Below are 21,248 nucleotides of genomic sequence, written 5' to 3' on the forward strand. Positions count from 1 at the left end.
CAGCGCATCGGCTACCGCATGCGCACCAATTCGCGCTGGCTGCTCAACACCATCCCCAGCCGGCTCGCCTATGGCCCGGAAGGCATCTTTGGCGGCGGCGACGGCGCCAAGGGAACCTTCCAGATCAATGGCGAGGATGTGGCCGACACCCGCAAGCGCGAGATGAACCCGGACGACGAGGTGTTCATGATCACGCCCGGCGGCGGCGGCTACGGCAAGGCTTGATTGCGCGCCCGGGAGCCATATGCTCCCGGGCATCGCTTGCAAGGGATGACCCGGCGGGACTGCGGAGAGACACGATGAACCTGGCAGAATGGCTCGTGCGCACGGCCAAGCGAGAGGCGGACAGGCCCGCATTGCTGTCGGGCGAAACGGTGGTGGCGAGCTATCGGGAATTCGCCGATCACGCGGCGCGGATCGGCGCGGTGCTGCGCGCGCGGCACAAGGTCGAGCCCGGCGACCGGGTCGCCATCTTCATGAAGAACAGCCCGTCTTATCTCGAGCTGCTCTACGGCATCTGGTTCTGCGGCGCGGTGGCCGTGCCGATCAACGCCAAGCTGCATGCCCGGGAGGCGGCCTTCATCCTCGCCGATTCGCAAAGCCGGGTGGTGTTCGTCGCGGGGGAGGGTGAACTCTCCCCGCTGCTGCCGCCCGGCTGCGCGCTGCACGATCTCGACCGCCAACCCGCCTTCGAGCCGGGCGGCGAAACGCTCGCCGCTCCGGTCGCCCGCCGAGGCGACGATCTCGCCTGGCTGTTCTACACCTCGGGCACCACCGGCAAGCCCAAGGGCGTGATGCTGTCCAACGCCAATCTGCACGCCATGACCTATGCCTATTTCGTCGATGTCGACGATGTGCTGGAAGAGGACGCGGCGGTCTATGCGGCCCCCCTGTCGCACGGCGCGGGCCTTTACAATTTCATGCATGTGCTGCGCGGCGCGCGCCATGTGGTGCCTGCCTCGGGCGGGTTCGACGCGGCCGAACTCTGCGCGCTGGCGCCGCGGCTCGGCAATGTGACGATGTTCGCGGCGCCGACCATGATCCACCGGCTTCTCGCCACCGCGCGCCAGACCGGCTATGCGGGGGAGGGCCTGCGCACCATCGTCTATGGCGGCGGGCCGATGTATCTGGCCGACATCGAGGCGGCCACCGAGCAGTTCGGCGCCCGCTTCGTGCAGATCTACGGCCAGGGCGAATCGCCGATGACGCTGACCGCGCTGCCGCGCGGCGACATCGTCGACCGCACGCACCCGCGCTGGCGCGAGCGTCTCGCCTCGGTCGGCCGGGCGCAATCCTGCGTGAGCATCCGCGTCGTCGGCCCGGACGGAGCAGACAGGCCTGCCGGCGAGATCGGCGAGATCATCGCGGCGGGATCGCCGGTGATGCAGGGCTACTGGAACAATTCCGACGCCACCGCGCAGACCCTCCGCGACGGCTGGCTCTGGACCGGCGACATGGGCTCGCTCGACGAGGACGGCTATCTCACGCTGCGTGACCGCTCCAAGGACGTCATCATCTCCGGCGGCACCAATATCTACCCGCGCGAGGTCGAGGAGGCGCTGCTCACCCATCCGGGCGTCGCCGAAGTCTCCGTGATCGGCCGGCCCAGCGCCGAGTGGGGCGAGGAGGTGGTGGCCGTCGTCGTCCCCGCCGGGCCGCAGGCCCCGACCGAAGCCGAGCTCGACGCCCATTGCCGCAGCCAGATCGCCGGCTTCAAGCGCCCCAAGGCCTATGTCTTCGAAGCCGAGCTGCCCAAGAACAATTACGGCAAGGTGCTCAAGACCGAGCTCAGGGCCCGCTTCGCCGCACCGTGACGGAGAGGGGCCAAGGGACCCGCCGCATCCCGGCAACGGGAGCAGCCGGATGCCCGCCCTTCAGCGGTTTGTGATCCCGGGCAGCCTCCGGGCGTATCGGGACCCAGGCGGCGCCGCGGGCAAAGGAGGGCACAAGTCCCCGGCCGTGTCCGGAGCGCATTCTGCAAGAATTGCCGGCTCCCGAACTTGGACGCCTGCTTTTCAAGGGAAGGAGGCTGAAGATACCGGCAGTCGCGCCAGTTCCCAAATCTTTCCTGCGGCAGCCCGGTTTGCGCAACGCCAGCGTGTTGCGGCGTGTCGTTGCTTTCCGGCGGCGGATCCGCCCGCCGCGGTCCTTGCCGGGTCCGTCCCGGCGCGGCTTCCGGCGCCTGTCTGCTTTCCATGACCATGAAATCACACAAATATGGCCGAAGGTCCCATATCGCTTTCTGGCATGGACATGCCCCCGCGGGGCGGAGTATGTCTCTCCCTCGAGGCTGTCTTTCAGGTTGTCAGGCATGCTTTCACGAGCTTATTCGATTTTGGAGGAAACCAATGGATCGTCGTTCTTTTATCCGCAACGCAGGCATCGTCGGTGCGGGCGCCGTCGCCACGAGCCTTGCCGCGCCTGCAATCGCGCAAGGAAACATCACCTGGCGCATGGTCACGACCTGGCCCAAGAACTTCCCTGGCCTGGGCGTCGGCGCACAGCGGCTGGCCGATCGCATCACCGCCGCCTCGGGCGGTCGCCTGACGGTTCAGGTCTATTCCGCCGGCGAACTGGTTCCGCCGCTGCAGTCGCTTGACGCGGTCATCGACGGCACCGCCGAGATGAGCCATGGCGCCGCCTATTACTGGCAGAACAAGTCGCCGGCCCTGTCCTTCTTCACCGGCGTTCCCTACGGCATGACCACGCCGGAACTCACCGCCTGGGTCCGCTACCTGGGCGGCCAGGAGCTCTGGGACGAGATCTACGACCAGTTCGGCGTCCAGGGCTTCCTGTCGGGCAACACCGGCACGCAGGCCGGCGGCTGGTTCCGCAACGAACTCAACAGCGTCGAAGACATCAAGGGCGTCCGCTTCCGCACGCCGGGCCTGGGCGGCCAGGTCTGGGAGAAGCTCGGCGCAACCGTCACCAACATGGCGGCCGGCGAGATTTTCCAGGCGCTGCAGTCGGGCACGCTTGACGCCGCCGAATTCGTCGGCCCCTACAACGACCTGGCGCTCGGCTTCTACCAGGTCGCCAAGAACTACTACATGCCGTCCTTCGTGGAATCGGGCCTGGCGACCGAACTTGTCGTCGACAAGAAGAAGTACCAGGAACTGCCCGCCGACCTGCAGGCGATCATCCGTGACATCAGCCAGGCCGAATACGACCAGGTTGCGTCGGACTTCATCGCCAACGACCCGCGCGCGCTCAAGACCCTGGTCGACGATCACGGCGTGATCGTCCGCAACTTCCCCGAGGACATCATGGAAGCAGGCGCCAAGGCGTCGGTGGAACTGGTCGAGGGACTGCGCAACAGCTCCGATCCGCTGGTCAAGAAGACCACCGAAAGCTTCATCGAAGCGCTCAACCTGGTGCGTAACCGCACCGAGCAGATCGATGCGCCCTATGTCGCCGCACGCCAGAAGTACCTGAAGTACTAAGCCCTCGCGGTCAGTCGCAGGAAAGGGTCCGGCGGAAACGCCGGGCCCTTTTTCATGCCTAGCCGGCCACCATGCGCGGCAGCCAGGTGACGATCTCGGGGAAGATGAACAGGATGGCGATCGCCACGATCTGCAGCGCCACGAAGGGGATGATGCCCTTGTAGATGGCGCTGGTCGGCAGGCCCTCGGGCGCCACCCCGCGCAGGTAGAACAGCGCGAAGCCGAAAGGCGGGGTGAGGAAGGATGTCTGCAGGTTCACGCCCACCATGACGCCGAGCCAGACCGGATCGACGTCGAGCGCCAGCAGCACCGGCGCGGTGATCGGGATGACGATGAAGATGATCTCGAACGTGTCCAGGATGAAGCCCAGGAAGAACATGATGATCATCACCATGGCCACCGCGGCCATGGGGCCGCCGGGCAGGTTGCTCAGGAACTCGTGCACCAGATTGTCGCCGCCCATCATCCTGAACACCACAGAGAACACGGAGGCGCCGAGCAGGATGATGAAGACCATGCTGGTGATGGTCGCCGTGGCGATGACGGTTTCCTTGAGGATGGTGAAGGACAGCCGCCAGCGCAGCGCCGCAAGCAGCATCGCGCCCACCGCGCCCACCGAAGCTGCTTCCGTCGGCGTGGCGATGCCGCCCAGGATCGAGCCGAGCACGGCCAGGATCAGCAACAGCGGCGGAACCAGGGCGACGAACACTTCCCTAAGGAGATCGCCCTTCTCGTCGGCCGGCACCGGCGTGGCCGGGCAGGAGGCGGGATCGGTCACCGCCTTGAACAGCACATAGGCGAGATACAGGCCGACCAGCAGCATGCCGGGCAAAAGGGCGCCGGCGAAGAGATCGCCGACCGACACCGGGACCGGGGCGAAATTGCCCTTGGCCATCTGCACCTGGCTGTTGATGCCCGACAGCATGTCGCCCATGAAGATGAGCACGGTCGAGGGCGGGATGATCTGGCCCAGCGTTCCGCTCGCGCAGATCACGCCGGTGGCGAGCTTCGGGTCGTAGCCCGCGCGCAGCATGGCCGGCAGCGAGATCAGCCCCATCGTCACCACCGTGGCGCCGACGACGCCGGTCGAGGCGGCCAGCATCGCGCCGACCAGGATCACCGAGAATCCAAGCCCGCCGCGCAGATTGCCGAACAGCTTGCCCATGGTCAGCAGGAGCTGCTCGGCGATCTGGCTTCGCTCCAGCATCACCCCCATGAAGATGAACAGCGGCACCGCGACCAGCACCTCGTTGGTCATGAAGCCGATGTAGCGGTTGGGGAGCGAGCCGAAATTGGACGGATCGAACACGCCCAGCCACAGCCCGACGGCGCCGAACAAGAGCGACACGCCCGCCAGCGTGAAGGCGACGGGGAAGCCGATCAGCAGGAAGCCGATCACGCCGAAGAACATCAGCGCGGCGAGGATTTCGCCGATAAGCACCGGATCCATCACAGGGCCCCCTTGGAATGATCGACGACGAACTGGTCCGACTTGTACTGGATGGGTTCGGGAACCAGCCGCTCATTGCCCGACAGCACGAGGATGGAGCGGATCGCCATCGCCAGCCCCTGCAGCGCGATCAGCACGGCGAAGGCGATGATGAAGGATTTGAGGATGAACAGGCCCGGCATGCCGCCGACATTGGCCGAGGCCTCGCGGTAGCCCCAGGCGCGCAGCACGAAGGGCATGGAATATTGGTACACCACCCAGGTGAACGGCAGCAGGAACAGGAACACGCCGACGAGGTCTGCGAGCGCGCGCGTCCGCATCCCGGCGGGGCGGTAGAAGATGTCGACCCGGACATGGTCGTCGCGCAGCAGCGCAAATCCCGCCACCGCGGTGAACATCGCCCCGTTCAGCCAGACATAGAGATCCTGCATCCACAGGTGGCTCACCGAAAACAGGTAGCGCTGGACGACGACGGTGAAGCAGACGACGACGATGGCGAGCGCCAACCAGGAGAAGGTCCGGCCGATCAAAAGGTTGACCGCGCATATCAATGAGGCAATTCGAGCAAGAAAGCGCATTTTCCCCCTCCCTTTTTTGTGTTCTGGTCTTTGTGGCGCCGCCCATCCTGCCGGATGCGCAAGAACGCTGTAACATATTGGATCGCTGCCTGTCCGGTCTCGTTCAGGGGATCCATTGGACGCAGCAGGCATCGGGCGGGCCTTCAATCGAAGCGTGGGGCGAAAAAGTCAAGAAGCAGGTGCCATCGACACAGGCAAACTGTGCTCCGTGCGCAGGGATTGTGGCCGGACGGACACCGGGTCGGACCACCCCAACCGGCTGTCCCTTCAGCTCGAGCACAGCGTTCCCAAGCATCGGAACCGGTCATGACGTACCCTTCGCTGGCTCAACCCTGTTGTTCGGATCGGGGAAGGGCCCGGTGGTGCATCTGCGCCGGAAAGAGGATGATCGACCCCATCCAGGATCTGCGCCGGACAAAATTCCGGCCTTACAGGGGTCGAAGATATTTGCGCAGGACAAGATCGGCAATGGCGGCGGGGTGTTCGGCTCCCTCGAGCTCGGCGATCGATTCGAGGATGATCTGAATCTGCTTCTCTCCGGTTTCCTCACCCGCTTTCAGGATGAAGCGGCCGCGGATCCGGCTGCCGACCGGAACCGGTGTGATGAACCCGGACGCGATTGAACCCGCAATTCACGGTCATCGCGGTTCCCTCCACCTGGGTGAAGGGCTGTTGAAGCGGCGCCAGGATGGACAGCGTCAGCAGGCCGTGGGCGATCGTTCCGCCAAAGGGCGACTGGCGGGCGCGGTCCGGATCGGTGTGGATGAACTGGCGGTCGCCCGTGCAGGCCGCGAACTGGTCGATGGCGGCCTGGTCGATGGTCACCCAGTCGGATGTTCCGAGCTCCTGTCCTATGCGCGCGCGCAATTCGTCGGGCGTGAAGACGGTCATCGATCGACATACAGATCGAGCGCAAGCTCGGCGCCGGCCGGTCCGGTGCGGTACTTGCCAAAATCGCATTCTCCCGCTTCCCTGAGCACCTCGTCATCGACCAGCGTGCGGCCGGTCAATTTGCGTGCCGGTGCTCCAAGGATCACCGCGGCGGCATCCGCCACGATGCTCGGCTTTCGCGAGCGCGACAGAAGCTCCTCGCCGACTTCGGATTCGTCGATCGCAAGGCCGGGGCAGCAGGATAGGACCTCGATCGCGGGTCGCAATCCGGCTTCGGGCGGCAGCCTGGCCGGATCCGAGCGCGGCCGGAAGGTCACTGCGGCTTCCGCCCTCATCCCAGAGGGCTCCGATCCTTCAGGCCCACGGACCACACCGGTCCCGACGTATCGAGCCTAAGCCTGCCCTGTCCGATCATGTAATTGACGTGCGACAGCGTCTCGGCAAAGGCGAATGACATCTGATGATGGCTCAGGTCCTGGTCGAACAGCACCGGGACGAGATCGGCGACGGTCCTGGCGCCGTCGCGGCAGGCCTCCGCCACGATGTCGCAGCGCGCATGGTGATGCTCCACGAGCGTGTCGATCCGCTGATGGAGACCCGTGAACGGCCAGTCGTGCCCGGGCAAGGTGAGCGTCCCGTCGGGAATGGCATCCCTGATCGAAGCAAGCGACGTGAAAAAATGCTGCAGCGGATCCGAGCTCGGTTCGATGCCGGCGACGCCGATATTGGGCGTGATGCGCGGCAGCACCTGATCGGCGGCGACAAACAGCCCGTCTTCACGGCAATACAGCATCACCTGCAGCGAGGAATGACCGCCCCCGGTGACGATCTCGAAGGCGCGCGCGCCGATCATCACGGTTTGGCCGGCGACAAGGCGTGTGAAACTCAACGGCAGTCCGGTCGTGCGCCGCTGATAGTCGTGTCCCTCGCTCATCATGTGGGCCACGAAGTCCTCGCTCAGCCCGTGAAGCAGGTAAAGCTGCCGAAAGGCGCGTCCGTCGATGGCGTGGGGCGCGTTCGCATAATATTGGGCCAGCAGGAACTCCACCTCGCCCATCAGCAGCTCTGCCCCGGTTTCCCGGCAAAGCCAGCCGACCATTCCGACGTGATCGGGATGGTGGTGCGTGCAGACAATGCGGTTGACCGGTCGCCCCGCAAGCACCCCCGCCAGCAATGTCCGCCAGGCCTGTATGGATTGGTCGGTGCCAATGCCGGTGTCGATGACGGTCCAGCCGGCGCCATCGTCCAGGACATAGATATTGACGTGATTGAGCCTGTAGGGCAGCGGCAGGCGGATCCATAGAATGCCCGGACGGATCTCCACGGCGTCGCCGAAAGCGGGGGGCTCGGCATTGAATCGATGGCTGACGGTCAAGATATTGCTCGCTGTTGTTGCTTCGCCGGCTCGGCATTTCGCAGCGTCCGAATGGACAATTTGCCCGACATCGATGCGAAAAATGCGGCGCGTCGCGCGGGTCTAAAGCAGATACTCCCTGCGCCAGGCGGGCCGGGCGCATGATTGCCCTGCCTCGTGCAGGCATGGGACTGGCGTATCCCATGCCGCGTTTCCCGTCAAACCGTTTTCGGATTTACGTATAAATATCGCACTGGAGAAAAATCTTGATCCGCTGCCGTCGTGATGCGGGCAACCGGGTCTGGCGAGTGCGACCGTGCCGCTATGGCGACAGCCGGTGGCCGGCGGTCGACAGGTCGCGGTTGATCTGGGCATGCCAGATCTTGCTTTCGACCAGCGCATGCACGGTCTCGAGGATCGTATCGGTGACCACCCGCATCGCCCGTGTCGGCGGCCGCTCGTTGGCCAGGGAGAGCACGAGCCGGCGGTTGGGGGATGGATCGGCCAGCGGCGCGGCGCGCAACTGGCCGGCGTCGATGAGCTTGTGAATGGGCGAGAGCGGCAGCACCGTCCGGCCGAGGCCCGCCAGCACCAGGGCGATGATGGTGCTGTAGGAATCCGCCTCAACCCGGGTCGACAGGTGCAGGCGGGATTTGGCGGCGTAAATGTTGAGCACGGCCCGCAGTCCGTGCTGCGGGCTTGGCAGGATCAGTTGCTCGCCCGTCAATGTGCTGAACGGAACAGGGCGTGTCAGCGACAGCTCGCAGCTCGAGGGGCCGACCAGCAGCAGTTCTTCTGTGAGCAGCGGCGTCGAGCGCAGCGCCGACGTGTGCAGCGGATCGTAGAGCACCGCGATGTCCACGTCGCCTGATTGCACCCAGTCGCGCAGATGGCCGGTGAACGCGGTGACGATGCGCAGGTGGATTTCGGGGTAGCTTTCCCAGAGGGCCGACACGATCGGCGCCGCCATCATTTCCGCCACCGACGGCGGCATGCCGAGGGTGACGTTGCCCGCCGGCGCGGTGCTGCTTTCGGCGGCGAACTGCTTGATGCCGTCCATCTCTGCCGTGACCCGCCGCGAGCGGTCGACCACGGCCTTGCCGGCTTCGGTCACGACCATGCCGCGGCCGTGCCGCTCGAACAACTGCAGGTTCAGTTCGCTCTCGAGAAAGCGGATCTGGCGGCTGAGCGCGGACGGTGCGATGTGCAGGCGCTCCGATGCCTTGCTGATGCTGCCGCTCTCGCTGACGGCGATCAGCGTGCGCAATTGGGTATCGTCCACGGCCCGACTCCTCCTCCGAGCTTTGCTCATCCGGCAAAACTGAATTCTGCCCGAGTATACACAAAACATCGGCCACCATATCGACTTTTTCGGAATAACGAAATAAAAACGACCTAGTGAATATATTCCGGTCCTACCGCGATCCATCCGGCGGCATGAACGGGGGAGGGATCTACCGTGTCCGATTACGAGCAGGTTCTCTATGAGCGGATCGGGCCGGTTGCGCGCATTTCGCACAATCGTCCCGAACGCCGCAATGCCGAGGGCACGCGCATGCTCGAGGAGATGGAACGCGCCATTGCCGAGGCGCTCGCCGATGACAGTGTCCGGGTTCTGGTCATTGCGGGCGTCGGCAATCATTTCTCGGCCGGCCACGACCTCAAGGAGGGGGAGTCGCGCCGGCATTATTCGGTCGAGCAGCGATACGCCCACGAGGAGCGGCTTTTCTACGATTTCTGCCTCAAGCTCCGGGATGCTCCCAAGCCGACGATCGCGCAGGTGCAGGGGGCGTGTCTGGCGGCCGCCTTCATGCTCGCGAATATGTGCGATCTGGTCGTCGCATCCGAGGACGCCTTCTTTGCCGACCCGGTGGTCAACACGCTGGGCGCCGCGGCGGTCGAGGTCCTGATCCATCCGAGCGTTCTGGGCATGCGCGCCGCCAAGGACCTGTTGTTCACCGGGCGTCGCATGGATGCGCGCGAAGCCTACAAGATCGGCATGGTTTCGCGCCTGGTGCCGCGATCGGAGCTCGAAGCCGAGACGCTGGCGCTGGCCGGTCAGATCGCCAAGGCGCCGCCTTTCGCGCTCAAGCTGGTCAAGCGCTCGCTGCACCGGACCATGGACATGGCGGGCTTCCGCGCCGGCCTCGATGCGCATTTCGATACCCACCAGTTGTCGCACGCATCCGCGGCCTTCGGCGACGTCTGGGAAAAGGGCCTGAGCACCGCCATCGAAAGCGGCCGGAAGGCGGTCGGTTGATGCGCCCGCATCCCGAAGCCGCCGGCGGGCAGCCCATCCGTTTCGACGGCCGCGTCGCCATCGTGACCGGCAGCGGTCGGGGCCTGGGGCGCGAATATGCCCTGGCGCTCGCGGCGCGCGGGGCGCGCGTGGTGGTGAACGGGACGGGAACGGCGGGCGACGGCGCCGAAGACGGCGTCGCTGAAGAGATCCGCCGCGGCGGCGGCGAGGCGCTCGCCCTGATCGGATCGGTGACGGACCCGCATTGGTGCGAGGAAATGGCCGCCAGAGCCAAGGAGCGGTGGGGTCGGATCGACATTCTCGTCAACAATGCGGGCTTTGTCAGGGACAGCAGTTTCGGCAAGCTCACCCATGAGGATTTCAGCGCGGTCATGGACGTGCATGTGACGGGCGCGTTTCATTGCGCCAAGGCAGTCTGGGCCACGATGAGGGACCAGCAGTACGGGCGGATCGTGCTGATCGGCTCGAGCAGCGGCCTGGCCGGCGCCTTCGGGCAGACCGCCTATGCGACGGCGAAAATGGCGCTCGTCGGGATGATGAACACGCTCGGCATCGAGGGCGCGCCGAAAAACGTGCACGTCAATTGTTTCGCCCCCGCCGGCGTCTCCCGCATGAACCAGTCCATCCTCACGGCGCATGAAAAAGCCGTGCTGGCCGCCGACAAGGTCGCGCCGGGCATCGTCTTCCTGGCCTCCGAGCAGGCCCCCAATCGCGTCATCCTGATGGGAGGCGGCGGCGCCTTCGAGCGGGCCTATGTCAGTTTCACGCAAGGGCGGCTGCTCGACGAGGGGAGCGCGGAGGAACTGGCGCGCCGGTTCGCCGAGATCTCCGACCGTTCGGACGATCTGCTTCCCGAGGACATGCGCGCGCAGGTCGCCAATGAGATGAAACACTGGCCCGCGCCCGCCGGGGACTAGGCTCGCCGCGGCCGCCGGGATTGTTTGGGAGAAACAGATGAAAGCACTCGTCGCAGTCAAGCGGGTTGTCGACTACAACGTCAAGATTCACGTCAAGACGGACGGATCGGGCGTGGAACTCGCCAATGTGAAGATGTCGATGAATCCCTTCGACGAGATTGCCGTCGAGGAGGCGCTGCGTCTCAAGGAGGCGGGCAAGGTCGACGAGATCGTCATCGTGTCGATCGGTCCGGCCCAGGCCCAGGAAACTATCCGCACCGCGCTCGCAATGGGCGCAGATCGCGGCATTCTGGTCAGGACCGATGACATCGTCGAACCGCTGAGCGTGGCGAAGCTGCTCAAGGCCGTTGTGGAGGCGGAAGGCGCCGAACTGGTCATTCTCGGCAAACAGGCGATTGACGACGACTCGAACCAGACCGGGCAGATGCTGGCGGCACTGCTGGGCTGGGGGCAGGGAACCTTCGCATCATCCGTGGAGCTCGGCGAAGGGCAGGTCAGGCTGGTTCGGGAAATCGACGGCGGTTTGCAGACCGTGGAGATCAGCCTGCCTGCCGTGATCACCACCGACCTTCGGCTCAACACGCCGCGTTACGCGAGCCTTCCCAACATCATGAAGGCGAAGAAGAAGCCGATCGAAGAGAAGGCCGCCGCAGACTATGGCGTCGAGATCCGGGCGCGCCTCAAGGTGCTCGCGACCGAAGAGCCGGGCCGGCGCCAGGCCGGGGTCAAGGTCGCGGACGTGGCCCAACTGGTCGACAAGCTGAAGAACGAAGCAGGCGTGCTTTAGGGTCTGTCGGGAACACATGGAAACCGGTTTCCCCGGAAAGACAGACGACACCAAGAAATTGCGGCTCCGTCTGGTTCCGAGTGAACTTGAGCCTGGAGCAAGACCGAGGAGCACAAGACATGACCATTCTTCTTCTTGCCGAACACGACAACGTCACGCTGTCCGATCAGACGTCGAAGGTGCTGACGGCTGCGGCGCAGATCGGCCCGGACATCCATGTCCTGGTGGCCGGCAAAGGGGCGCGGGCCGTGGCCGAGGCGGCGGCACGGCTCAGCGGAGTGTCCAGGGTGCTGCTCGCCGAGAGCGACGCCCTGGAACACCGCATGCCCGAGGCCCTGGCCGAGGCCATCGTGGCGCTGGCCGGCGGCTATGACACCATCATCGCCTGCGCCAGCAGCGTCGGCAAGGCGACCATGCCGCGCGTGGCGGCGCTGCTCGACGTCATGCAGGTTTCCGAAATTGTCGCGGTGGTGGCGCCCGACACGTTCAAGCGGCCGATCTATGCCGGCAACGCCATCCAGACGGTGCAGGCGCTCGACGCCACCAAGGTGATCACCGTTCGAACCTCGGCCTTTCAGGCGACGGGGACCGGCGGCAGCGCTGCGATCGAGACCATCTCGCCCGCGACCGGGGAAGTGCTGTCGACCTTCGTTAAGAACAACCTGTCCAAGAGCGACCGGCCCGAACTGCAGGGTGCGCGCATAGTTGTGTCCGGGGGAAGGGCGCTGGGGTCGGAGGCGAAGTTCCAGGAACTGATCCTGCAGTTGGCCGACGCATTGGGGGCCGCCGTGGGCGCCAGCCGCGCCGCGGTCGACGCCGGCTATGCGGCGAACGACCAGCAGGTCGGCCAGACCGGCAAGATCGTCGCCCCCGACCTCTACATTGCCGTCGGCATTTCGGGCGCCATCCAGCACCTGGCGGGCATGAAGGATGCCAAGGTCATCGTGGCGATCAACAATGACGAGGACGCGCCCATTTTCCAGGCCGCCGATTACGGGCTGGTCGGCGATCTGTTCGCGGTGCTTCCCGAACTGACCGCGGCGCTCAGGCCGTAGGGGCGATCGTGAGACGCGCGCGCCGTGCCGCAGACGCTCCCGGGCGGGTCATGACCGGAACAGAGCGCTGTGCGATCTTCGGCCCGGCCGAACGGGCGCCGTCAAGCGGTGCGACCGAGTGCGCCGGCAACCTCCTGGGCGAGATGGGTGGCGTCCCTGACGATGGCGGCGATGGGGGCGTGCTCGTATTGCCGCTGGAACATCACCAGTTCGATGACGCCCAGCAGCCGTGCGTCGCCCGTCAGGATCGGCACGCCGATGGCGGCGACGCCGCGCTGGGTGACGCCGTGATCTTCGGTCCAGCCGCGCGCCTTGTCGTCGGCCACCAACTGCCTGAACGCCGCCACGGCCTTGTCGCCGGACACGCCGATGCGGTCGAGTTGGGCGGTGAACTCGGCGGCGTCGAGCGTCGAGTAGGCGGCGAACATGCGGCCGGCGGCGCCCTGGAACAGCTTGTGCTCCTGTCCGGGGCTCAGCCGGATGCGAATCGGCGCGCTGCCCTCCGAGACGATGGTGGAGAGGTAGCTCTGGCTGCCGAACGGCTGGTAGATCGTCAGGTTGATGTCGTATTTGTCCGAGATGAGGTTCATGCTGTGCTGCACCTCGTGGAACTTGTCGGAGGGATGCAGCGCCCGCTTGGCCAGCTTGACCGTGCGCGCCCCGAGTTCATAGGATTTGCCCAGGGAACTGGCCTGCACCAGGCCGATGCTGACCAGGGTGCTGACCAGGTCGTGGCAGGAACTGGGCGTGAGGTGGGTGCCGCGGGCGATCTCGGTCATCGTCAAAGGCGCGTTCGCCGATCCCAGCAACCGCAGGATCGCGATCGCCTTGGAGATCGAGGCCACTGCGCCCTTCTCGCCGCCGCTGCCGCCTGCAATTTCCTCCGTCATTTTCTGTTCCCCGTGCACGTCAGCGCCTCAACATCATCTGGTGTCTTTACCACCCGGCTTATAACCGGAGAAACGCGTCGGCGCCATGCCGGCAATAGGGGCGATGCAACCACAATGGATGATGAACCGGAAAGGTGTCGGGCATGAAGATTTCAGGGGCTGACCTCATGAACCGAGAGATTCCGCGGACGGAGCAGATCTACACCGCCCGCGACACCATGCTCTATGCGCTGGGTCTCGGCCTGGGGCTCGATCCGCTCGACCCGCGCCAGTTGAGCTATGTCTACGAGGACGGCCTCAGGGCGCTGCCCACCATGGCTGCGGTCCTGGCGCAGGAGCGAAGCTGGTTTTCCGATCCCGGTATCGGCCTCGACACCACCGGCGGAGTCGAGGTGCAGCACGGGCTCACCCTCCACCGGCCCTTGCAGCCTGCCGGCGCGTTGCGGGGAGAGACCCGCATCACCGATGTTCTGGACAAGGGTGCGGCGCGCGGCGCGATCGTGGCCGTGCGGACCGACCTTTCCGACGCGGCCGGTCCGGTGGCCACCTCGATCCAGACGATCTATTTCCGTCGCGATGGCGGATGTGGCGGCAGCAACGGGACGGCGCGGCCGCAGCCGCAGCCCTGGCCCGCCGGGCCGCCGGACATTTCCTTTCTCCACCCGACCAGCGCGCAGTCCGCCCTGATCTACAGGTTGAGCGGGGACGACACGAGCATCCACGCCAGCCCCGCCGCGGCGGCCGCGGCCGGTTTCGACCGGCCCATCCTGCACGGTTTGGCCACCTACGGCATTGCAGCCTATGCCGTCATCGCGACCTGTTGCGACAACCGGCCGGAACGGTTGACCGAAATTGACTGCAGCTTCACGGCCCCGGTCTTTCCGGGCGAGACGCTGCGCATCGACCTCTGGCGCAACGGCGGCGCCGTGCGTTTTCGCGTCGTCTGCGCGGAACGGGACGTGGTCGTCGCCGATCAGGGCCGCGCGACGTTTGCACGGGACCAAGCATATTCCCGTGACACGAATAAAATTCGCCTATAGGATAATACGAGCAACTCCGGCAGGCTGCCGGTGTGCCGGAGGGATATGAACTCCGCCGGCGTTTCGCGCGACGTGTCCGCGCCTCGCGGGATGGCCATCCGGCGACGCGGGGGCAACATGGTCCGTGCCGGCGCTTGGCCGGTCTCAAGACAACAGGAAGGGCGGCTCAGGGCCGTATCGCAAGGTTTCCCATGACAGAGTATTCCAGCCTCATCTACGAGACCATCGGTCCCGTCGCCCGGATCTGGCTCAATCGTCCGGCCCAGCGCAACGCCCAGGACACCGCCCTGCTGACCGAACTCGACCAGGCCATGAACCTGGCCCAGGCCGACGAGGGCGTGCGCGTCATCATCCTGGCGGCCAAAGGCGCGCATTTCAGCGCCGGGCACGATCTCAAGTCGGCGGAGAACGACGGCCAGGGCTACAGCGTCGAGGAGCGTTATGCCTTCGAGAAGAAGTACTATTTCGATACGGCGATGCGCTTCTGGGATTCTCCGAAACCCACCATTGCCGCCGTACAGGGGGCCTGCGTCGCCGCCGGCTTCATGCTGGCCAACATGTGCGACCTGGTCGTCGTGGCCGACGATGCGTTCTTCTCCGATCCCGTGGTCAATCTGTTCGGCGCGGTGGCCGTGGAGGTTCTGGTGCACCCCCAGGTGCTCGGCATGCGCAAGGCCAAGGACCTGCTGTTCACCGGCCGCCGGATGGGCGCCCAGGAGGCGCTGGACTGCGGAATGGCTTCCCGGCTGGTGCCGGTCGCCGAGCTCGAATCGGCCACCCTGGAGCTTGCCAACCAGATCGCCAAGGCGCCGCCCTTCGCGCTCAAGCTGGTCAAGCGCTCGCTCCATCGCACGCTCGACCTGCAGGGATTTCGCGCGGGCCTCGACGCGCATTTCGATTCCCATCAACTGGGTCATGTGTCCAACGAGTTCGCCGAGAAAACCCGCGCCGGCCTCACCGGCGTGCTGGCGAAGAAACCGGGCGCCTGACGCCCGGCTCGCCTTCACCCTGGTGCCGCGACCATAGTTGATCCGCCGGGATGGGCGCGTTGGCAGGGCGGAAACGCCTCGAACGGCCGCGCTCGGCAGGCCGATGCGGTCTTGCGCGCCGCGACGCGGTGGAACCGAAGCGAGGCCGGATCCGACCCCTATTGCCCCTTGAAGGCCGGGGCGCGCTTCTCGACGAAGGCCTGCACCGCCTCGTGATGATCGTCGGTGGTGTGGCTCAGCGCCTGCATGGCGGCCGACAGTTCGAGCAGTCCTGGAAGGGAGGCCGAGCGGGCTTCCTTGAGCAGCCGCTTGGCCATGCGCACCGCATGCGGCGGATTGCCGGCAATCCTGCCGGCCAGCTCCCTGGCGGTGCCGAGCAGGTCGGCATCGTCCACGACGCGGGAGACGAGCCCGCAGGCGAGGGCCTCTTCGGCCGAAAGCATGTCGCCGGTGAGCGTCATTTCGGCCGCCTTCGCATAGCCGACGGCGCGCTGCAGCAGCCACGCGCCGCCATCACCCGGCACGATGCCGAGCTTGACGAAGCTTTCGGCGAAGCGGGCGCTGCGCGCCGCGATCCGGATGTCGCACATCAGCGTCAGATCGAGCCCCGCGCCGATGGCCGGACCGTTGACCGCTGCGATCACCGGCACCTCGAGCGCGTCGAAGGCCAGCGGCAGGCGTTGGATGCCCGACTTGTAGTTGCGTCGGGTCTGGACCGGCCTGGGATCGGCCAGGCCGCCCGGCGCCAGCATTTTCTTGACGTTGCCACCCGAGGAGAACGCGCTGCCCGCGCCGGTGAGGATGACGACCCGCGTCGCCATGTCCTCGTTCGCCAGCTCAATGGCCGCCAGCAGCGCCTCGATCATCGGCAGCTCCGAGATCGGATTGCGCGCGTCCGGATCGTTGAGGGTAATGGTCATGACGCCGTTGTCGATGTGGGTCAGCACGCGGTCGCTCATAGGTCTGTTCTCCGTTATCTCAGTCCAAGGCCGCGGGCGATGATGCCGCGCAGGATTTCACGGGTGCCGCCGCGCAACGAAAAGGTCGGGGCGTTGAGAAGCGTGTGGGCCAGCACGGCGCAAAATGCCTGCGTCGAAGGCTCCGTCGGCGCCGAATCCACCAGTTGCCGGGCGATCTCCGGAATGTCCTGTTCGAAACTGGCCCCCAGATCCTTGACGATGGAGGCCTCCAGTTGCGGGTTCTCTCCGGCTTCAAGCAGAGCCGAGATGCCGCGCGACAGCCGGCGCAGCACCGTGAGATGGGAGACCAGCCGGCCGAAGGCGATGGCGCCATGCTCCGACGGAGCGGGACCCAGCGCCAGCGCCAGTTCGCGCATCAGCGTGAAGGAGGAGAGGAACCGCTCCGGCCCGCTGCGCTCGAGCGCCAGTTCGCTGGTCACCTGCGCCCAGCCCTCGCCCTCCTTGCCGATCAGCGCGGAGGAGGGGGCGAACACGTCCTCGAACACCACCTCGTTGAAATGATGCTGCCCGGCCATGTCGATGATCGGGTTGATGGTGATGCCGGGCGACGCGAGATCGATCAGCAACTGGCTGGTGCCCTTGTGCCGGTCCTCGGTCGAGCCGCTGGTGCGGCAGAACAGGATCATGTAGTGGCAGTTCTGCGCGTTCGTCGTCCACAGCTTGGTGCCGTTGATGCGATAGCCGCCCTCCACCGGCGCGGCCCTGGTGCGCACGGAGGCCAGATCCGAGCCCGAATCCGGTTCGCTCATGCCGATGCAGAAGTAGCAGTCTCCGCGCGCGATCCGCGGCAGGATAGATTGCCGCTGCTCCTCGGTGCCGAACTTCAAGAGCAGCGGGCCGCTCTGGCGGTCGGCGATCCAGTGCGCCGCGACGGGTGCGCCGGCGGCGAGCATTTCCTCGATGACCACGTAGCGCTCGAAGGCGCTGCGCTCGTGTCCGCCATAGGCCTTGGGCCAGGTCATGGCGATCCAGCCCCGGGATCCCATCGCCTGGCTGAACGCGGCGTCATAGCCGTTCCAGGAATCGGATCGCGCCAGTGCCGGTCGGTCCCGCAACGCGTCGGCGAGGAAGTCTCGCACCTCCCCGCGCAGCCTCTCGGAGGCGGCGGAGTGCGGCGGGCTTGGGAAGCGGAAAGTGTGCATGTTGGGTCTCGTCACAAAGCGGTCAGGAAAGGCCAGAGGCCGTCAGGCCCCTGCTGCAGGGCGGCGCGGCCGACAAGTTCGTTCCACTCCCGCTCGGTGCCGAACTCGTCGCGGCCGGCCCAGAGCTGGCGGGTGAAATAATGCAACTGGTATTCCTCGGTGACGCCGATGGCGCCGTGCAATTGATGCGCCAGCGGCGCGGCGATGCCGGCGGCCTCGCCCGCGCGCGACTTGGCCACGGCGATCCGCATCGGGTCGAACCCGTCGACAAAGGCTTCCGCCGCCAGTTCCGCCGCGGCGCCCGCGGCGACGGCCTGTTCGGCGATCCTGGCCAGGTCGTGCTGGATCACCTGAAACTTGGACAGCGTCCGTCCGAACTGACTGCGCTCGCCGACATAGCCGATGGTGATCTCCAGCACCTTTTGCAGCGCGCCTGCGATGGCGATGGTCCGCAGCGCGGCCCCGCCACTGCGGAGGATGGTTTCGGGCAGTTCATCGCCGAGCGGTTGGACGCGGGCCTTGTCGAGGACGGCTGCGAAGTCCAGCCGGTCCGCCGGAAAGCCGCACAGGGTACGGCCCTGTTCGCCGACCGTCCAGCCGCCGGCGTCGACATGCACCAGATGCGGCCTGCCGTTCAGGTGCGCCACGGCCACCATGGTGTTTGCGAAACGACCCCAGGGCACGGCATGGGCTTCGCCGCTGAGCCTGTAGCCACCCTCGACCGGTTCCAGCTTAAGCTTGTCCTGCGCCAGGACCGGCGCGATCGATGCAGGGCCTGCGGCCGGTTTCATGCCTGCAAGGTCGAGAAGATGATTGGCGAAGACGGTCTCGGCCAGCGGCAGCGGCACGGCGAAGCTCGCCGCGGCCCGGAGCAGGGCCAGGCCCTCCGCGGTGTCGATGCCGAGCTCGCCGTCGGCACCGCCGACCAGTACCATTGGCAGGCCGAACTCCTCGAGCGCCTGCCATTTGTCGGCCAGCCACTCGCCGTGGGCCGCCCTGTGCAGGTCGGCGGGCGTGAAGAGCTCGGCAAACAGCCGTGTGGTCGTGTCGAGCAGCATCTGAAGAGTATCGCTCATGCGCTGTGGTCCGGCTTGCCTGGATTGGGGATGTCCATGTCGGTCGTCTTTCCGTGGGTGTGGCGGCTTCAGCGCCCTTCAAACCTGGGCGCGCGCTTTTCCTTGAAGGCCGAGGTTCCCTCGGCGAAATCCTTCGTCGTGCCGGCCACGCGCTGGGCCTCGCGCTCGCCCTGCAGGCTTTCGGCGAAACTGGACTGCAGTCCGGCATGCAGGCCGCGGCGGATCAGGCCGTAGGCAACGGTCGGGCCGCTGGCGAGACGCTGCGCCAGCGCCTCGACCTCCTTGTCCAGGGCCTCGTCTTCCACCGATCTGTGAATGAGGCCCCATGCCACGGCCTGGGCCGCGCCCACCCGCTCGCCCAGCATCATCATCTCGGTGGCGCGGGCCTTGCCGATGAGCCGCGGCAGCATCCAGGTGGCGCCGGCATCGGGGATCAGCCCGACCCTGGCGAAGGCGAGCAGGAAATAGGCCGAATCGGAGGCCACCACCAGGTCGGCGGCGAGCGCAAGGGCGCAGCCGGCGCCGGCCGCGGCGCCGGTGACCGCGGCGACGATCGGCGCCGGAAAATCCGCCAGCTCGAGCATCAGCGCGTTGACCTGCAGTTCAAGGATCAGGCCGGCGTCGAAGGGCGCGTCGCCCCGGTTGGCGCCCGTCCCCTTGGCGATGTCGGCTCCGGAGCAGAAGGCGCGCCCGGCCCCGCGCACCACCAGCACGCGAACGCTCTTGTCCTCCGCCAGCACGGCCAGCGCCTGCCGGATTTCTGAAAGCATGGCGATGTTGAGCGCGTTGAGGGCTTCGGGACGGTTGAGCGTCAGCGTCGCGACGCCGCCGTTCTGGTCCAGGGTGATTGCTTCATACGGCATCGGTGACGACCTCCATCGGACCCAGGGCTCCGCTCTTTTGCAGTTCCGCGATCTCGGCCGGACCGAAGCCGGCCGCGGCCAGGATCGCATGGGCGTCTTCGCCGCGGGTCTGCGGCATGCGCGGCCGCACCGGGGGCGAGCCCATGAAGCGCGGCGCCGGCGCCGGCTGCAGCACGCCGTCGACCTCGATCAGCGGCTGCCGGGCCGCGTTGTGCGGGTGGTCCATGACCTCGTCCATCGCCAGCACGGGCGTGACGCAGGCATCCGCTCCGGCAAACACCTCGACCCACTGGTCCCGCGTCTTCGTGCGGAAGCGCTCCGCCAGGGTCCGCTTGAACCGCGGCCAGACCGCCGGGTCGAGCTGGCGCTGCGCATCCGGATGGTCGGAGAGGCCCATGCGCGCGCAGAAGACCGCGTAGAATTCCGGCTCCAGGGATCCGACCGCCATGTAGCGGCCGTCGCTGGTCTCATAGGTGTCGTAGCACGGCGCGCCGGTGTCGAGCAGGTTCTCGCCGCGCTTGCCGCTCCAGCGGCCCTGGCTGCGCATGGTCCAGATCATCGCGGAAAGCAGCGTTGCACCATCGGTCATGGCGCAGTCGACGACCTGGCCCTTGCCGGTGCTTTTGGCGGAGAGGATGCCGGCGAGCATGCCGAAGGCCAGCATCATGCCGCCGCCGCCGAAATCGGCGACCAGATTGGCGGCCGGCGTCGGCTTGTCGCCGGCGCGGCCCAGCGCGTCAAGCACGCCCGACAGGGCCAGGTAGTTGATGTCGTGGCCGGGCAGGTGGGCATCGGGTCCGGTCTGGCCCCAGCCGGTCATGCGGCCATAGACGAGCCTGGGATTTTGGGCGAGCAGCACATCGGGACCGAGGCCAAGCCGCTCCATGACGCCGGGCCGGAAACCTTCGATCAGGCCGTCGGCGCCGCGAGCCAGCCTGCGCACAACCTCCAGGCTTGCGGGCTGCTTGAGATCAAGCACGATCGACTTGCGCGAGCGGTTGAGAATGTCGAGATTGGCGGCGCCCCGGCGCGTGCGCACCGGCCGTTCGATGAGGATGACCTCCGCACCCTGGTCGGCCAGCATCATGCCGCAAAACGGCCCCGGCCCGATACCGGCAAATTCCAGAATCCTGATGCCGTCCAATGGACCAGACAAATCCAGCCTCCCTCACATTCACCCCTGCCGGTCACGCGGATGCTCTCCGCCCTGCCAGCCGCTGACGCCTGTCATAGCTAACCTAAAAATTTCCCTCAAGCGAGGAAAATCCGATATTGAGAATAAATTGTTTTGGGCCAACATGACGGACTGGGTGCGGAAGCCATTGTAATCATTGAGGTTATGTGTGATCTCCACATATAAAATTCCTATTTGCGTTATACATTCGTAATGAAAAAACTCTGGACGAAAGCCATCACTGTGATAATGACGGTCCCGGCCCAGTGTGTCTGGACCTGCGGCGGGCGCCGAGCGGCGATGAAGCGGCCGCCATCGTTCCGAATTCCCGGGACGCGGCGTGCGGGCGAAATCCCGCG

At 66.1% G+C, this 21,248-nt stretch carries 21 protein-coding genes; 9 read left to right on the top strand and 12 right to left on the bottom strand.

Annotated features, from left to right (window positions below):
• From LL06_RS03270 to LL06_RS03280, 3 genes are all read left to right on the top strand, one after another.
• Positions 1–225 (top strand): hydantoinase B/oxoprolinase family protein (locus tag LL06_RS03270; protein ID WP_035522137.1); only part of this gene is annotated, 225 nt, incomplete at its 5' end.
• A 74-nt stretch (positions 226–299) separates the two neighbouring features.
• A complete protein-coding gene (locus tag LL06_RS03275) occupies positions 300–1,814 on the top strand; it encodes an AMP-binding protein (RefSeq protein ID WP_035522140.1) in 1,515 nt (504 codons plus the stop codon).
• A 534-nt stretch (positions 1,815–2,348) separates the two neighbouring features.
• Positions 2,349–3,443 (top strand): TRAP transporter substrate-binding protein, encoded by a 1,095-nt coding sequence (locus LL06_RS03280; protein ID WP_035522142.1) that lies wholly within the window; start codon positions 2,349–2,351, stop codon positions 3,441–3,443.
• Between the two features lie 58 nt (positions 3,444–3,501).
• Here the strand turns inward: LL06_RS03280 and LL06_RS03285 are convergent, their stop codons facing one another.
• The 6 genes from LL06_RS03285 to LL06_RS03310 form a co-directional block, all read right to left on the bottom strand.
• Positions 3,502–4,893, bottom strand: a complete 1,392-nt coding sequence (locus tag LL06_RS03285; RefSeq protein ID WP_035522144.1) for a TRAP transporter large permease subunit — start codon at positions 4,891–4,893, stop codon at positions 3,502–3,504.
• Positions 4,893–5,471: a TRAP transporter small permease subunit gene (locus tag LL06_RS03290; protein WP_035522145.1), complete on the bottom strand. Its 579-nt coding sequence runs from the start codon at positions 5,469–5,471 to the stop codon at positions 4,893–4,895. The genes LL06_RS03285 and LL06_RS03290 overlap by 1 nt, the downstream gene beginning before the upstream one ends.
• 546 nt (positions 5,472–6,017) lie before the next feature.
• Positions 6,018–6,362 carry a MaoC family dehydratase gene (locus tag LL06_RS03295; RefSeq protein ID WP_244447036.1) on the bottom strand — a complete coding sequence of 115 codons (345 nt, stop codon included), beginning with the start codon at positions 6,360–6,362 and terminating at the stop codon, positions 6,018–6,020.
• The gene (locus LL06_RS03300) at positions 6,359–6,679 is read right to left on the bottom strand and encodes a hypothetical protein (RefSeq protein ID WP_152599476.1); all 321 of its coding nucleotides are present in this window, start codon (positions 6,677–6,679) and stop codon (positions 6,359–6,361) included. Before LL06_RS03300 ends, LL06_RS03295 begins: the two co-directional genes overlap by 4 nt.
• Before the next feature lie 14 nt (positions 6,680–6,693).
• Positions 6,694–7,737: an MBL fold metallo-hydrolase gene (locus LL06_RS03305; RefSeq protein ID WP_052161164.1), complete on the bottom strand. Its 1,044-nt coding sequence runs from the start codon at positions 7,735–7,737 to the stop codon at positions 6,694–6,696.
• 301 nt (positions 7,738–8,038) lie between these two features.
• Positions 8,039–8,998 carry a LysR substrate-binding domain-containing protein gene (locus tag LL06_RS03310; protein ID WP_035522151.1) on the bottom strand — a complete coding sequence of 320 codons (960 nt, stop codon included), beginning with the start codon at positions 8,996–8,998 and terminating at the stop codon, positions 8,039–8,041.
• Positions 8,999–9,175: 177 nt separating this feature from the next.
• Here LL06_RS03310 and LL06_RS03315 point away from each other — a divergent pair, with 177 nt between their 5' ends.
• The 4 genes from LL06_RS03315 to LL06_RS03330 all read left to right on the top strand — a co-directional run bounded on the left by LL06_RS03315 (position 9,176) and on the right by LL06_RS03330 (position 12,735).
• A complete protein-coding gene (locus LL06_RS03315) occupies positions 9,176–9,976 on the top strand; it encodes an enoyl-CoA hydratase (RefSeq protein ID WP_035522154.1) in 801 nt (266 codons plus the stop codon).
• On the top strand, positions 9,976–10,893 hold the full coding sequence (locus tag LL06_RS03320; RefSeq protein ID WP_052161165.1) for an SDR family NAD(P)-dependent oxidoreductase: 918 nt from the start codon (positions 9,976–9,978) through the stop codon (positions 10,891–10,893). The genes LL06_RS03315 and LL06_RS03320 overlap by 1 nt, the downstream gene beginning before the upstream one ends.
• Positions 10,894–10,930: 37 nt before the next feature.
• Positions 10,931–11,680, top strand: a complete 750-nt coding sequence (locus LL06_RS03325; RefSeq protein WP_035522157.1) for an electron transfer flavoprotein subunit beta/FixA family protein — start codon at positions 10,931–10,933, stop codon at positions 11,678–11,680.
• Positions 11,681–11,799: 119 nt separating this feature from the next.
• Complete coding sequence (locus LL06_RS03330) at positions 11,800–12,735, top strand: electron transfer flavoprotein subunit alpha/FixB family protein (RefSeq protein WP_035522159.1); 936 nt, start codon at positions 11,800–11,802, stop codon at positions 12,733–12,735.
• 101 nt (positions 12,736–12,836) lie between these two features.
• On the opposite strand, the gene LL06_RS03335 is transcribed toward LL06_RS03330, so the two are convergent.
• On the bottom strand, positions 12,837–13,625 hold the full coding sequence (locus tag LL06_RS03335; protein ID WP_035522161.1) for a helix-turn-helix domain-containing protein: 789 nt from the start codon (positions 13,623–13,625) through the stop codon (positions 12,837–12,839).
• Positions 13,626–13,768: 143 nt separating this feature from the next.
• Between LL06_RS03335 and LL06_RS03340 the strand changes: the two genes are divergently transcribed.
• The gene (locus LL06_RS03340) at positions 13,769–14,665 is read left to right on the top strand and encodes a MaoC family dehydratase (protein WP_244447041.1); all 897 of its coding nucleotides are present in this window, start codon (positions 13,769–13,771) and stop codon (positions 14,663–14,665) included.
• A 191-nt stretch (positions 14,666–14,856) separates the two neighbouring features.
• Positions 14,857–15,654: an enoyl-CoA hydratase gene (locus LL06_RS03345; RefSeq protein ID WP_035522164.1), complete on the top strand. Its 798-nt coding sequence runs from the start codon at positions 14,857–14,859 to the stop codon at positions 15,652–15,654.
• Positions 15,655–15,812: 158 nt separating this feature from the next.
• Here LL06_RS03345 and LL06_RS03350 read toward each other — a convergent pair whose 3' ends face one another.
• From LL06_RS03350 to LL06_RS03370, 5 genes are all read right to left on the bottom strand, one after another.
• Positions 15,813–16,613, bottom strand: a complete 801-nt coding sequence (locus LL06_RS03350; RefSeq protein ID WP_035522167.1) for a crotonase/enoyl-CoA hydratase family protein — start codon at positions 16,611–16,613, stop codon at positions 15,813–15,815.
• A gap of 14 nt (positions 16,614–16,627) precedes the next feature.
• The gene (locus tag LL06_RS03355) at positions 16,628–17,776 is read right to left on the bottom strand and encodes an acyl-CoA dehydrogenase family protein (protein WP_035522169.1); all 1,149 of its coding nucleotides are present in this window, start codon (positions 17,774–17,776) and stop codon (positions 16,628–16,630) included.
• Between the two features lie 11 nt (positions 17,777–17,787).
• Complete coding sequence (locus tag LL06_RS03360; protein WP_035522172.1) at positions 17,788–18,852, bottom strand: acyl-CoA dehydrogenase family protein; 1,065 nt, start codon at positions 18,850–18,852, stop codon at positions 17,788–17,790.
• Between the two features lie 68 nt (positions 18,853–18,920).
• Positions 18,921–19,715, bottom strand: a complete 795-nt coding sequence (locus tag LL06_RS03365; protein ID WP_035522175.1) for an enoyl-CoA hydratase-related protein — start codon at positions 19,713–19,715, stop codon at positions 18,921–18,923.
• Entirely contained in the window at positions 19,705–20,871 is a 1,167-nt protein-coding gene (locus LL06_RS03370; RefSeq protein ID WP_035522178.1) for a CaiB/BaiF CoA-transferase family protein, read from the bottom strand. Before LL06_RS03370 ends, LL06_RS03365 begins: the two co-directional genes overlap by 11 nt.
• Between the last annotated feature and the right edge of the window lie 377 nt (positions 20,872–21,248).

Source organism: Hoeflea sp. BAL378, assembly GCF_000759435.1.
In the GTDB taxonomy this organism is placed as follows: Bacteria; Pseudomonadota; Alphaproteobacteria; order Rhizobiales; family Rhizobiaceae; genus Hoeflea.

Bases quoted from the DNA above. Each gene is read 5' to 3' on its own strand.
- LL06_RS03295 (WP_244447036.1), bottom strand. From the start codon at position 6,362: ATGACCGTCTTCACGCCCGACGAATTGCGCGCGCGCATAGGACAGGAG.
- LL06_RS03330 (WP_035522159.1), top strand. From the start codon at position 11,800: ATGACCATTCTTCTTCTTGCCGAACACGACAACGTCACGCTGTCCGAT.
- LL06_RS03275 (WP_035522140.1), top strand. From the start codon at position 300: ATGAACCTGGCAGAATGGCTCGTGCGCACGGCCAAGCGAGAGGCGGAC.
- LL06_RS03290 (WP_035522145.1), bottom strand. From the start codon at position 5,471: ATGCGCTTTCTTGCTCGAATTGCCTCATTGATATGCGCGGTCAACCTT.
- LL06_RS03280 (WP_035522142.1), top strand. From the start codon at position 2,349: ATGGATCGTCGTTCTTTTATCCGCAACGCAGGCATCGTCGGTGCGGGC.
- LL06_RS03325 (WP_035522157.1), top strand. From the start codon at position 10,931: ATGAAAGCACTCGTCGCAGTCAAGCGGGTTGTCGACTACAACGTCAAG.
- LL06_RS03285 (WP_035522144.1), bottom strand. From the start codon at position 4,893: ATGGATCCGGTGCTTATCGGCGAAATCCTCGCCGCGCTGATGTTCTTC.
- LL06_RS03320 (WP_052161165.1), top strand. From the start codon at position 9,976: ATGCGCCCGCATCCCGAAGCCGCCGGCGGGCAGCCCATCCGTTTCGAC.
- LL06_RS03350 (WP_035522167.1), bottom strand. From the start codon at position 16,613: ATGAGCGACCGCGTGCTGACCCACATCGACAACGGCGTCATGACCATT.
- LL06_RS03365 (WP_035522175.1), bottom strand. From the start codon at position 19,715: ATGCCGTATGAAGCAATCACCCTGGACCAGAACGGCGGCGTCGCGACG.
- LL06_RS03335 (WP_035522161.1), bottom strand. From the start codon at position 13,625: ATGACGGAGGAAATTGCAGGCGGCAGCGGCGGCGAGAAGGGCGCAGTG.
- LL06_RS03355 (WP_035522169.1), bottom strand. From the start codon at position 17,776: ATGCACACTTTCCGCTTCCCAAGCCCGCCGCACTCCGCCGCCTCCGAG.
- LL06_RS03360 (WP_035522172.1), bottom strand. From the start codon at position 18,852: ATGAGCGATACTCTTCAGATGCTGCTCGACACGACCACACGGCTGTTT.
- LL06_RS03340 (WP_244447041.1), top strand. From the start codon at position 13,769: ATGAAGATTTCAGGGGCTGACCTCATGAACCGAGAGATTCCGCGGACG.
- LL06_RS03345 (WP_035522164.1), top strand. From the start codon at position 14,857: ATGACAGAGTATTCCAGCCTCATCTACGAGACCATCGGTCCCGTCGCC.